Origin of the sequence: Burkholderia orbicola, assembly GCF_900100915.1 — a bacterium.
GTDB lineage: Bacteria > Pseudomonadota > Gammaproteobacteria > Burkholderiales > Burkholderiaceae > Burkholderia > Burkholderia orbicola.
Map to the genome: position 1 here is coordinate 1,594,667 of NZ_FNKW01000002.1, position 12,486 is coordinate 1,607,152.

Below are 12,486 nucleotides of genomic sequence, written 5' to 3' on the forward strand. Positions count from 1 at the left end.
CGATTCCGAGGAAAGCCCATGCCAGGTATCTTCTCCGCGCTCGCCGATGCCACGCCAAGCCCCGTCGCGGCGGAAACGCGCATGGTGCACGACGTGGCGACGCTGAAGCTGTCCGACTACCGCTCGGCGGACGGCGCGTCGTGGGTCATCTCGACCATCACGCCGGCCGCGGGCAGCGGCGCGAGCGTCACGGGCGATACGTATTTCGACACCGCGAAAGGCCGCACCGTCCCGGTACCCGATGCGCGCCGCCGCTATGCGAATCGCGGCACCTGGCAGGTCGTCGCGAGTTCGAGCCCCGCCGTGCCAGCAACGGGCCGCTACGACTGGCTCACGCTCGCGTGGCTGCAGATCAACCGGCGGCCGTTGCCGCAAACGCCCGAGCACCTGTATTCGCCGTTCATTCGCGGCGGCACGATCGTCTATCGGTGGAATCCGGCCGCGGAAGGCGGCGAGCAGTTCGGCAACGTGCGGATGATCTTTCCGGAGTGGGCGCAGCAGGTGGCCGATGCGTTGCGGTCCGCGCCGCCTTCGATACCCGATGGTGCGGCGGCCTCGCAGGCTGCGCTCGAACGCCTGAAAACGGACAGTAACCCGATGACCGCCGTGCTCGACTTCGGCGCTGCGCTGCAGGAAGAACCGGTGGAACGGATCGTTGCACAACTGCCTGCGTTGCTGCGCGTGAAGGATCGGCACGAACTGTCGGCGATCGTGTACCTGTGCCTGTCCGCGCCACGCGCGGAAGACCGGCCCCGCTTCGTCGAAACGATCGACCAGGCCATCGCGGACACCGATGACCGCGTACGCCTGCTGGCCATCGCATACGGCGCGTTCGCCGCGGGGCGGGCGCAACCGGTTCCGTTCCGCGACGGCACGCTGAGCGCGCTCATCAACGACGTGTTCGGCGTGCTGAAACGGCGAACGACGGCGCTCGACGTGCCCGTCGGGGAAGGGACGCCGTGGTATGAGTTCTTTACGGCGTATCGGCTGGGCGAAGCGGTGTCGGGCAACGGCCGGTAAGCGCCCGCCAAGAGACGCCGCTGCGCAAGCAATAGCGAATCTCCACCGCCGTCCATCACGCGCCGTCCATTATCCCGGCCATTCCCCTGTGCAAACGCGCGACGTCGACCAAACACCGCAGCGATTTTCGATCTATTCGACGATTTGAATCGAATCGCTCCGTGCTAGATTCCCGCTCGGCCACAGAGCCCATTCAAATAACCTCGATCAAAAGACCAAAACATGAAATCTCTTATCCGCCATGCCGCTCTGGCATTCGTGACGATCGGCTTCCTGTCGGGCTGCGCCAGCAGCGTGACGCGCGACGCCAGCGATCCGGCAGGGGCCGCCGTGACCGCATCGACGACCCCATTCGGCAAGAAACCCGTGATCGTGACGGTCACGCTCGACAATGCCGCGCAGGAAGCGTTGAAAGACAACCTGAAGTTCGACGCGAAGAAACTGCAGGAGAAAATCGAACACGCACTGGACGCACGCAAGCTGCTGGCCAAGGCGGATGCAACGGATGCGATGCACCTGAATGTCGAAGTCACTGGCATTCGCGTGCGCTCGAGTTTCTCGGCCGTCATGTTCGGCTTCATGGCCGGCAGCGATTACGTCGACGGCACCATCACGTTCGCCGATGCCGACAATCATCCGGTCGACCACTTCAAGGTGTCGGCGTCGTATGCGCTCGGCGGTATCGCCGGCATCGACAGCATGCGCATGGACTGGCTGTACGAGAAATTCACCGAGAAGACGCTCGCGACGCTCGATCCGGCGACCGCGGCCACGCAAGGCGACGCGGCACTGGCAGCGTCGAAAAAGCTGTAAGACCCGACGCCCGACGGAGCGCAGATGCGCGGCCCGTCGGGCCATGGCGGCGGACCCTGTACCTCCGCCAACGACCGGCCTCGCCGGTCGCGAACCGACCATCATCCGTCATGCAATGCGCGAGTGAATGCCCTGTGCTCGCATCTGGCAGCGGTCCTATTCCGTTAAATCAGCCGATATGCATCGGAGTGCGGCCGCGCCCACCGACCGCCACAAGGCATTCACGCGCGAACGCATGTCGATAAAAAGCGGCCGCTCCGAAGCGGAGCGGCCGTCAAGGAGAGATCCCTAGGCGGGATACCGGCGGACACCACACCAGACCGGCCTGCATATTGTTGATGAACGGTATGCCGTTGACCATCGGACCGGTCTGATTCGCGGTACGCTGGCGTGAACATCGCGCACGTCTGAGCTGCCCGGGCGCCTGTCGCGATCCGCAACACGCCGTTACGTTCTCCGACGGAACCCCCATGCGCGGCAACCGGTCGAAACGCCGCACGACCGTCGACGGCTCGATCGCCTCGGCGGACCACCAGTTCTCCTGTCCCGCTCGATCACGTCCATTCTTCCTCTCTCATGCTGAGCATCGGTCCCTTTTCGATCCGCGTCGTCGCGGTAGCCGTCGCCGCGCTGCTGGCGTGGCTCGTCGCGCGCTTCATCCAGCGCCGTCCCCCCGACGGGCATCACAAGACCGCGTCGAGCCTGATCCTCGACGTGCTGCTGCTCGGGTTGATTGCGGCGCGGGCCGGTTATGTCGCGCAATGGTGGCCGGACTATGCGGCGTCGCCGCGCGCGATCGTCGCGCTCGGCGATGGCGGCTTCGACGCGCGTATCGGTATCGCGGCCGCGCTGGTGTTCGCCGTCTGGCGCCTGCGCCGCCTGCCCGCGCTGCGTCGGCCGGTGCTGGCCGGCATCGTCGCGGGCCTCGGTGCGTGGGGCATCGCGCAAGGCACGCTGGCGACGTTGCAGCGCGGCGCGCCGCCGCTTGCCGCGATGCCGCTCCAGGCACTCGACTCGACGCCCGTGTTGCCGGCGGGCTTCGTCGGCAAGCCGGTCGTCGTGAACCTGTGGGCGACGTGGTGCGCGCCGTGCCGCCGCGAAATGCCGATCCTCGAACAGGCGCAGCGCGACCATCCGGGCATCACGGTGCTGATGCTCAACCAGGGGGAAAACGCGCAAGCCGTGCGTGCGTTCCTCGAGCAGCAGAGCCTGCGCTTCGATCACGTGCTGCTCGACCCTCCGCTGCACGCGATGCACGCGTATCGCTCGCGCGGGCTGCCGACCACGTTGTTCTTCAACGCGAAAGGCGAACTCGTCGAATCGCACATGGGCGAGCTGACCGCCGCGCGGCTGAAGGACGCCATCACTCAACGCTTCGGGCAATGATGCCCCGGGGCTGACGGGAAGCGGCGCCACACCGCGTCGACGCAAACCGGTACGCCGATCGATACGTTCCTCGCCGAGCGCACGGCCACCAGCCACGCCAACGGCTTGCCGGTGCCGGACAGCGCACTGCCTCACGTGCTGCGCTGCGCGAAGGCGCTGACATGAAACCGCTCGGTTTCAACGTCGAGCCGGGAAACCCGCGCAAGCGGAGGGGCGTGCTGCCCGCGTGACACGCAACGCCGGAATCAGACTCGTCCGATAGGCCCGGCGATACGCGGCTCGTACACTCGGGCGCATGATTTCGCTGATCCAGTCCTCCTTCGATACGGCGCGCGATGCCGTCACGCATGTCGTGCGCCGCCCTTCGTTCCTGCGCAAGCTCGACATCGCGGTGCTCGCGCTCATCGTCGCGAGCGTGCTCGTCGTGATGGCCGACAGCGTGCAGGAACTGCACCAGCAATACGGCCCCGCGCTCTACGCGGCCGAATGGGCGTTCACGCTGCTGTTTTCCGCCGAGTACCTGCTGCGCCTCTGCACCGCGAAGAAGCCGGCCGCGTATGCGCGCAGCTTCTTCGGCATCGTCGATCTCGTGTCGGTGCTGCCGACCTATCTCGCGTTCTTCTTCCCCGGCCTGCATGCGCTGATCGACGTGCGGCTGCTGCGTCTGCTGCGCGTGTTCCGCATCCTTGGGCTGTCGATCTATCTCGAGGAAGGGCAGATGCTGATCCGGGCGCTCACGCGCGCGCGGCGCAAGATCTTCGTGTTCATCGGCGGGATGTTCGTGCTCGTCGTGATTCTCGGCACCGTGATCTTTCTGGTCGAAGGGCCGGAGCACGGAATCACGAGCATTCCGGTGGGCGTCTACTGGGCGGCCGTGACGATGAGCACGACCGGCTACGGCGACCTGACGCCCGTCACGCCGCTCGGCCGGCTGATCACGTCGTGCGCGATCCTGCTCGGCTACGGGATCATCGCGTTTCCAACCGGGATCATGGGCGCGGAACTCGTCGCATCGGCGATGGAGCGCAACAGGGCGAACGCGCGGCCGGCCGACGGCGACGGGCCGTGCTGCCCGCATTGCGGCGGCACGCTCCCCGTGCAAGGTGCGGCGGATACTCATGCGCACGGCCGCGTGCCCGCCAAAGGCCGCGACGCGCGATAGCCGCGGCAAGAATAAGCCCCGTCCTATTCAGCTTCCCTTCCCGCTGGCCGACACTGAACTCAGCGAGCGGACGGCCGCGACCGATCGCTCCGGGCCGTAACGGCCGCGCATCGGTCGCAAGCGCCGGCGGTTTTCATGAAAGTTCGCATGAAACCGCCCGCCCAATGCCCCGCTCGCATCCGTCATTTCATCGAGGAGTTCACATGATCATTCGCGCTACCCTCGCGACGCTCGTCGCCGCCACGCTGACGACCGCCGCTTCCGCCCAGGTGCTTCACGAAAAAAACCTGCCGTTGAATCTCGCCGCCGACATCGCGCAGCAAACGATCCAGGCATGCTCGGCCAGCGGCTACGACGTGACGGTCACGGTGGTCGACCGCAGCGGTATCGAACGCGCGGTGCTGCGTGGCGACAACGCGGGGCTGCATACCGTGGATGCGTCGAAGCGCAAGGCCTATACCGCGCTGTCGACGAAAACGCCTACCGCCACGCTGGCCACGAACCTGCAGAAGAACCCGGCCGCCGCGCAGATGACGGCCATCGACGGCTTCCTGGTGCTCGGCGGCGGCGTGCCGATCAAGGCTGGCGACGAAGTGATCGGCGCCGTGGGTGTCGGTGGTGCGCCGGGCGGGCATCTCGACGAAGCGTGTGCGCTGCAGGGGATTGCGCGGGTACAGGCCAAGCTGATGTAACGCGACGGACCGCTCCTTGATGGAGCGGTTTTTTTATTTGTCGCCAGCACTAGCCATGAATGCGCCCGTTTCTCACCCCGCCTGCCCGCCCAGCATCTGCACGAACGCGGCCAACCCCGTCAGCATGATCTGCACGCCCACGCACAGCAGCAGGAACGCGGACACGCGCATCGCGACCTTCGTCCCTTCGCTGCCGAGATAGCGCGCGAGCGTCGTCGCGCGGCTGTAGATCTGCCAGATCGCGAACGCGACGAGCGCCGCGACCGCCACCGACACGACACCCGACACCAGGTAATCGCTCGCCGTATGCGCTCGATTGGCATGCAGCGCGATGCCGGCCGCGATCGAGCCGGGGCCGATCGTCAGCGGCACCGTCAGCGGAAAGAACGCGCGCGACATCAGCTTCTGCAGATCGTCGCCATGCATGGCGACGTCGCCGCCGGCCGGGACGTCCGGCGCGTTCAGCATCGACCAGCCGGCCACCGCCACCGCGAAGCCGCCGCCGATCCGCAGCGCCTCCATCGAGATCCCGAAGAAGTTCAGCACCGGCGCACCGACGAAAAAGATCACGAGCAGCGTGAAGAACACGTTCGTCGCGAGCTGCTTCGACAGGATCGCGCGCTCGGCTTCGGTCAGCGATTGCGTGCGTTCGAGAAACACGAACGCCATGCCGAACGGGTTGATGATGCCGATCAGGCCCGTGAAGCCGAACAGGATTTCAGGAATCAGGCGGTCGAGCTGCATCGCGATCGTGCTCTCCGGTAACGAACGGGAATAAAAAAGCGGCCAGTCGAGAAGACCGGCCGCGAAGAGGAGATATCTCCATGATCCGGCACACGGGGGGTATGCCGGGCCGCAGAAACTGAATTGTCGGGAATGTGGGCCGGAAAGGGAATCAGTCGGGTCTGATTCTGCATGCACGCCGCGCGTGGCGTGCAGTGAGATCCATCGAGGTTGCAGGGCAACGTTGTGCGGCGTCACGATCACGCGCCGGCGGCCATGCGGTGCGTGCAAAAAAAAAAATGCGGCCGGTCGGAACGAGCGGCCGCTCAAGAGAGGAGAACTTTCCGCACATCGATTCGGCCGGGTGCCGCCTGCCCGGCATCGACGCGTCATTGCCCGATCAACCGCGTATGACTCGGCAGCTCGACCGACAGATCGGTACCGCCCGCGGCCGGTCGCGACGTATCGCGCGTCGCGGCGAGCCATTGCGTGAACTCGGCGGCGGTCATGCCGACGGCCTGGGCCGAACTCGATACCGGCGTGGCCGGCGGCGTATCGGTCGCGCGGGCCGCCTGCGGCGAATGCGGCGTCGCACCGCGTGCCGCAGTCGCAGCATGTTGCGCGGCAGGCGCGTTCGCGCTCACCTGACGCGTCGCTTTGCCGCGCGACGCCGCAGCGGATTTCGCCGCCGGCCGCGCCGCAGCCACCACAACCGGCTTGCGCGCCGGCGATCCACGATCGGCACGCGGCGCCGTGGCTTCCGCGACGACGGCATTCGACGCGACCGCCATCGCCACCGCCACCGGCTCACCCGCCGAGCCGCTCCCCGCGACGTGCAACGCACGCGCTTCCGCGGACGCGGTTTCCGCTACCACCGTCGCGGCAGCCTTCATCTGCGCATCCCTCGGCGCCGCCCGATCCGCCCGCACGATCGCGACTTCCGCCGCGTGGCCCGTCGCCCGCGCGACTTCGGTCGCCGCGACGGCCGCCGTCGGCCCGGCCGCGATCGCCGCCGAATAAACCGCGTCGTGCTCGGCCGCGTGCTGACGCTCGTCGACCAGATGCGTCGCGAGGATGCACGTCGCGCCGAACAGCGCACACGCCATCAACGTGAGCCGCCAGCGGCGGCGCAGCGGATGCGGGCGCACCCACGCGCGGTTGTCGGAGCCGAAGTCGGTCGCGCGCACGACCTTGACCGGCCGCGCGGCCTTGGCAACGCTGCCGCCGCCAGCCGCGGGGGCCGGCACGCGAGGCGCGCCGTAGATATCGAACACGTGTTGCCGCGCGCGTCGGCTCGCCACGAACGGTCGGCGTCGCCGGCCGTACGGCGGCGGCACATCCGAGAACGGATGCGCGAGCGGAATCGCGTAATGCCCGGTGATGTCCTGCATGCTCATGATGTCGACGACGCATTGCGCGACATCCGCCGCGGCAATCCGTGCTCCCGTAGTTGAACGAATGGCTCCGAGTATCGCCGTCGCACCGGTTACGGTAAATCGGACTGCGTCACCTTCGGTCCGATACGGCGGTCAGCCTGGTCCTACCCGTGCCCGGGGCGGTCGAACGGACGGCGCCTCCCCGCGCGAGCCCTGCATCGAACCCGCGCGCCCTCGCACCGTCCGTCGACCGCTCAACTGCCGCGATACGTCGACACGTACCACGGCGAACACAGCAGCGGCACGTGATAGTGCTGCGCCGGGTCGGTCACCGTGAAGCGCACCGGCACGACGTCCAGCAACGCATCCGCCTCCCTGAAATACTCGCCGAGATGAAACCGCAGCTCGAAGTCGCCGCGGCGCGCGAGATCGCCGTCGAGCATCGGCGCGTCGTTGCGGCCGTCCACGTTGCTGGCCGCGCGCGCGACGAGCAGCGGCGGCGTCTCGCCCATGTCGTACAGCTCGATGCGCACGCCGACCAACGGCTGGCCGCTCGCGATATCGAGCACGTGCGTGCTGATGCCTGTCATGTCGTGTCCTTTCGCGGTTGCGTAGCCGCATGCATCACGTGGGTCACGTGGGTCACGTGCGTCATGTGCCGCGATACACCGTGTAGCTCCACGGCCCGAACTGCACCGGAAGATGCAGCCGCTCGTCGGCGCGCGCGATCCGGAACCGGATCGGCACGACCGTGAGGAACGGCGACTGCACGCCGCGGGCGCGGAAGTATTCGCCGACGTGCAACATCAACGTATACGTCCCCGCGCGATACGCGTCGCTGGCCAGCAGCGGTACCCCGGTGCCGCCGCGCGCACCGACGGTGGCGGTATGCAGCGGCACGTCGTGCCCGCCGTCGACGCGCGACAGCTCGATGCGCATCCCTTCGGCCGCGACGCCGTGCAGCATGTCGACGATCCGAACCGTCAGGTCGGGCGACGCAGCGCGCCGCACACCGCGCGCATGGCCCGGCGCCGGCTGCGCGTCGGCCGCCCACGCGGGCACCGCGGCCAGCGCGGCCGTCGCCAGCACGAGCCTGCGTCGCCCTGAATCGATCACGTCCTTCATGCGATGCGCCTCCTTACGCGAGCACGCGGGCGGCGTGCCCGGCCTTCCATCAGAACCGGCCGCGCAGGCCGATGAACACTTCGTTCGACGACAGCTTCGACTTCAACTGTTCGTCGCGTGCGTTGATGCGGTTCGCGAACGTGTTGAAGCCGGTTTCGACGTTGCCCATGTCGACATAGCGATACCCGAGGTCGATCGAGAAGCGCTTGTTGATCGCGTAGCTGACGCCCGCGCCGGCCGAGTACGCGAGGTTGGTCTGGGTCTTCGACGCGAAGCGGCGCGTATCGTTGGTCTGCCAGCCGTCGGCCGACACGATCGCGACACCGATGCCGAGCGTGCCGTACACGGAGAAGCCGCGGCCGAGGTCGAAATCCTTGTAGCCGTTCAGCATCAGGCGCTGCGCCGATACGTGGAATTCGTTCGCGTTCGCGTCGAACGGCGCCCAGTAGCTGGTGAAGTTGTTGGTGCGCTTGAACACGTATTCGCCTTCCGCGCGCCAGCCGTTGCCGAACTGGTAGCCGAGGCCGAGCGAGCTGGTGACGTTCGAGCCCGTCTCCGGGCCGCCGACGCGGCTCGCGACGCGCGGGCTCGTCAGCTCCATGTTCACCGCGTTGTCGAACGCGCCGATGACGCGGCCCGTCGCGTAGTAGCCGGCGTCGCCCGCGTCGGCGGTCTTCTTCGTCTCCGGTGCGGCGACGGGTTCGGCAAAGGCGGCGCCCGAGAACAGCAGGGCGAGCGTGGACGGCAGGGCAAAGCGCTTGATCATGATGAATCGAATCCTTGACGATGAATGACGAGTCGGAGAAGCCGTCATCGTAGGAATCGCGCTGCGATCGTTGAACCCGTTCGGCTACGGGTGGCACCTCCGTAGCGCTACGGAGACGAGCCGCCCGCGAGCGCCGCGTAATCGCGCACGAGCTCGACCAGCGACGCGGCCCGCAGCTTGTCGAACACGTTCGCGCGATAGGTTTCGACGGTGCGCGGCGACAGCCCGAGCGCACGGGCGATCTCCTTGTTGCTGCCGCCGCGCACGATCCCGTCCAGCACCTCGCGCTCGCGCGCGCTGAGCGTCGCGAGGCGGGCCGCGCGGGTCTGGTCGGCGTCGTCCTGGCCGCGTTGCGCGGCCTGCCGGCGCAGCGCCTGCTGCACCGTGTCGATCAACTCGTCGTCGTCCACCGGCTTGCGCAGGAAATCGAGCGCGCCGCGCTTGAACGCGCGCCGGCATGCGTCGACGTTGCCGTGGCCCGTCATCACGATCACCGGCAGGTCGCGCCGCGCGCGTAGCTCGTCGAGCGCATCGAGGCCGCTCATGCCGGGCATCCGGATGTCGAGCAGCACGCAGCCGAGCGCCGCGTCGTCGGCCTCGGCGAGAAAGGCCGACGCGTCCGCGTAGCAGCGCGTCGCCACGCCGACCGTGCGCAGCAGCAACGCGAGGCCGTCGCGCACGGCTTCGTCGTCGTCGACGATCGCGACGACGGACGCGTCGCGCGTGGAAGAAGGTTGACGCGAATCGTTCATGCGGCCTCCCCGGCCAGCGGCAGCAGCAACGCGGCTTCGACGCCGCCCGACGGCAGATTGCGCACCGTCAGCGTGCCGTCCTGGCGCTGCGCGAGCGTGTCGCACAGCGGCAGCCCGAGACCGAGCCCGCGCGCCCGCGTCGTGAAGAACGGTTCGAACAGGCGCGGCAGCGCGTCTTCCGGCACGCCGGGGCCGTTGTCGGTCACGCTGAAGCGGTAGTGCTTGCCGACGCGTGCGCCGCTGATGCGAATCTCGCCACGCGATGTGCCCGCCAGCGCGTCACGCGCGTTCTGGATCAGGTTGTGCAGGATCTGCTCGACCGCGATCGGCTCGGCGAACGGCCGCTCGCGCGCCGCCGCGTTGTGCCAGCCGAGCGCGATGTGCTCGCGCGCGCATTCGTCGCGGTACAGGAACAGCAGCGTATTCATGATCGCATCGGGATCGAGCGGCCGACGCTCGCCGCCATGCGCGGTGGTCACCGCATCACGCATGCGTTCCAGAATCGCCGCCGCGCGCTTCGCCTGCGCGACGCTCGTCTGCAGCGCGCGGCGCACGCTGTCGCGCTCGGCCGGCTGATCGAGCAGGCGCTCGGCCGCGCGCGTGTGGCTGACGATCGCGGTCAGCGGCTGGTTCAGCTCGTGCGCGAGGCCGGCCGCCATTTCGCCGAAGGTGTCGAGGCGGCCGAAGCGGTCGAGGCGCGCGCGGGTATCCTCGCGCCGCCGCGCCTCGCGCAGCCGCCATGCGCCGAGCGCGCCCGCCGCGAGCAACGCCGCTACCGCGTTCCACAGCGCGATCGGCAGCCACGGCAGATCGGCGGCCGTCAGCGTGCGCGTGGTGCGCAGCACGAACGCCTGCGGCTGCGCGGGCAGGTGTTTGTCGAGATGCATCGTCCACAACGGTGTCGCGTCGCCGCTCATGCGCTGCAGCAGATCGACGCGGCGGTCGCGCAATTCGAGCGCCGCCGACGAAATCGCCGTCGACCAGTCGCCCGGCTGCAACATCCGACGCGGATCGACGCGCACGGCCCAGCCCGTCCCCGCAATGAGCCAGTACGCGGCCGGGCCGTCGAACGCGAGCGTGAACGGCTTGCCGGGCCGCTGCTGCGGCAGCGCATCGGGCGCCGGGCCGCCGTCGGTCTGCCAGCCCACGCCGGGCCGCCAGTAAGCGAGCCCGTCGAGCTGCGGCATCCGCTCGCGCAGGTTGTCGAGCATGTGCGCGGGCGGCGCGGCCAGCGACGACGCGCCGAGCGTCGCGAGAATCGCCTCGTGCTGCGCGGCCTTCTGCGCGAGCAGGCGGATCGTGATGCTCGAATCCTGGAAGAAGCGGCCGTACGCGTCGGACACGGCGCGCGAGATGACGAACGCGGTGCCGGCGAGGCTCAGCGCGAGCCACGCGGCCAGCGCGGCGATTCGGAAAGACGGTTTCATGTTCGATGGCAAGCCGGAAAGCGCGCCGGTGAGCAACACGCAACGATTGCCGCACCCGGCGCCGGGTTGCCGTCATTGTCGGCAAATCGACCCGGCGCGTGGTCCGAATCCGGTTATGCCGGATGTCAGCCCAGTCCCAAACCGCTGCGGCACGGATCGCACGGCGCGAATTTCAGACTGGGCTGATGTTCTTCACGCACCGAACGCACCACAATCGGCTTGCTTGTTCTCCGTGGCCTCCTGGAGTACAGGCTCCATAGTCGATACCCTTTTCCCGCCGCCCCCGGCGGGACTTTTTTGGACGGCGTCACGCCGCTACCTGCCCGGAACCTGTCCGGCCATGATCGCGCTCTCCTCTCCTCATTCGCGCACGCCCGGTGCGATCGCATCGTGACCGACGCCCCTTCCACCACCGTCGCGATCCTGACGATCGACCATCCGAGCCGCGGCACGTTCGACGATCGGCTGCGTCGCGCCGGTTACGGCTACGACCGCCTGCGCATCGACGACATCCTGCGCCGCGCCGGCTACCGGCCGTCGCGTTTCGAGTATCTGCCCGACCTGCTCGCGAGCTGCGACACGCGCGCGTTCGATCTATTCATCGTCCAGTGCGAAACGGCCTGCCGCCGCACGACGGACGCGATCCGTGCGCTGCGCGCGCGGTTCGCCGGCACCGTGGCGATCGTGTCGATCAGCCAGCGCGACGCCGAGCTCGCGCGCTCCGCGTGTTTCGTCGCCGGCGCGAACGAGCACCATCCGTACACCGTGGCGCCGGACACGTTGATCGCCAGCATCGCGACCTGGCTGCGCTGGTCGCATCATCGTGCGACCCATCATCGCCACTGGCGCATCGGCGCGTTCGAATTCGACACGGCCACGCGCAGCGTGAACGTCGCGGGCCGCGAGCACGTGCTGACCGAGAAGCACTTCCAGATCGCGACCGCGTTCTTCCTGAACATGGGCCGCGCGCTCGACCGTACGCACATGAGCCAGCTCGTGTGGGGGTCGCTCGTCGCATCGACGAGCCGGCGGCTCGACACGCACGTCGCGTATCTGCGCGACCGGCTCGAACTCGACGGCCGGCACGGCGTGAAGATGATGACGATGTACGGATTCGGCTATCGGCTCGTCACGTGCGAGCCGGGTGCGGAGCCCGCACAGGAAGACGCGGCGCGGCAATAGCCGGCTGCGCATCGGGAATCCTGCGGGCTCGCGGTCGCCGGTCGCGCGCCTGCGCCGCACGT

The 12,486-nt window shown here is 68.1% G+C and carries 13 protein-coding genes; 6 read left to right on the plus strand and 7 right to left on the minus strand.

The annotated features are described in order from the left end of the window. Window positions 1-18 precede the first annotated feature (18 nt). The 5 genes from BLS50_RS24105 (at window position 19) to BLS50_RS24125 (ending at window position 5,073) form a co-directional block, all read left to right on the plus strand. On the plus strand, window positions 19-1,020 hold the full coding sequence (locus tag BLS50_RS24105; protein ID WP_074804560.1) for a hypothetical protein: 1,002 nt from the start codon (window positions 19-21) through the stop codon (window positions 1,018-1,020). A 222-nt stretch (window positions 1,021-1,242) separates the two neighbouring features. Further along, window positions 1,243-1,833, plus strand: a complete 591-nt coding sequence (locus BLS50_RS24110) for a DUF4410 domain-containing protein (RefSeq protein WP_074804561.1) — start codon at window positions 1,243-1,245, stop codon at window positions 1,831-1,833. A gap of 576 nt (window positions 1,834-2,409) precedes the next feature. Continuing rightward, window positions 2,410-3,219, plus strand: coding sequence for a TlpA family protein disulfide reductase (locus tag BLS50_RS24115; protein WP_074804562.1), 810 nt, complete (start codon window positions 2,410-2,412; stop codon window positions 3,217-3,219). Between the two features lie 295 nt (window positions 3,220-3,514). Further along, window positions 3,515-4,381, plus strand: coding sequence for an ion transporter (locus tag BLS50_RS24120; protein WP_074804564.1), 867 nt, complete (start codon window positions 3,515-3,517; stop codon window positions 4,379-4,381). Between the two features lie 203 nt (window positions 4,382-4,584). After that, on the plus strand, window positions 4,585-5,073 hold the full coding sequence (locus BLS50_RS24125; RefSeq protein ID WP_027806392.1) for a GlcG/HbpS family heme-binding protein: 489 nt from the start codon (window positions 4,585-4,587) through the stop codon (window positions 5,071-5,073). Between the two features lie 72 nt (window positions 5,074-5,145). Here the strand turns inward: BLS50_RS24125 and BLS50_RS24130 are convergent, their stop codons facing one another. From BLS50_RS24130 to BLS50_RS24160, 7 genes are all read right to left on the minus strand, one after another. Then, the gene (locus BLS50_RS24130) at window positions 5,146-5,817 is read right to left on the minus strand and encodes a MarC family protein (RefSeq protein ID WP_074804566.1); all 672 of its coding nucleotides are present in this window, start codon (window positions 5,815-5,817) and stop codon (window positions 5,146-5,148) included. Between the two features lie 368 nt (window positions 5,818-6,185). Next, window positions 6,186-7,187 carry a serine protease gene (locus BLS50_RS24135; RefSeq protein WP_256334133.1) on the minus strand — a complete coding sequence of 334 codons (1,002 nt, stop codon included), beginning with the start codon at window positions 7,185-7,187 and terminating at the stop codon, window positions 6,186-6,188. A gap of 239 nt (window positions 7,188-7,426) precedes the next feature. Further along, window positions 7,427-7,762, minus strand: coding sequence for a hydroxyisourate hydrolase (uraH, locus tag BLS50_RS24140; RefSeq protein ID WP_074804570.1), 336 nt, complete (start codon window positions 7,760-7,762; stop codon window positions 7,427-7,429). Between the two features lie 61 nt (window positions 7,763-7,823). After that, window positions 7,824-8,297: a hydroxyisourate hydrolase gene (locus BLS50_RS24145; protein WP_074804573.1), complete on the minus strand. Its 474-nt coding sequence runs from the start codon at window positions 8,295-8,297 to the stop codon at window positions 7,824-7,826. Window positions 8,298-8,346: 49 nt separating this feature from the next. Next, entirely contained in the window at window positions 8,347-9,063 is a 717-nt protein-coding gene (locus BLS50_RS24150) for an outer membrane protein (RefSeq protein ID WP_074804577.1), read from the minus strand. A gap of 107 nt (window positions 9,064-9,170) precedes the next feature. After that, entirely contained in the window at window positions 9,171-9,815 is a 645-nt protein-coding gene (locus BLS50_RS24155; protein WP_074804580.1) for a response regulator transcription factor, read from the minus strand. Beyond that, window positions 9,812-11,242 (minus strand): sensor histidine kinase, encoded by a 1,431-nt coding sequence (locus BLS50_RS24160; protein WP_074804583.1) that lies wholly within the window; start codon window positions 11,240-11,242, stop codon window positions 9,812-9,814. Before BLS50_RS24160 ends, BLS50_RS24155 begins: the two co-directional genes overlap by 4 nt. A gap of 390 nt (window positions 11,243-11,632) precedes the next feature. On the opposite strand from BLS50_RS24160, the gene BLS50_RS24165 reads away from it, so the two are divergent. Beyond that, the gene (locus BLS50_RS24165) at window positions 11,633-12,424 is read left to right on the plus strand and encodes a winged helix-turn-helix transcriptional regulator (RefSeq protein WP_256334134.1); all 792 of its coding nucleotides are present in this window, start codon (window positions 11,633-11,635) and stop codon (window positions 12,422-12,424) included. Window positions 12,425-12,486: the final 62 nt, after the last annotated feature.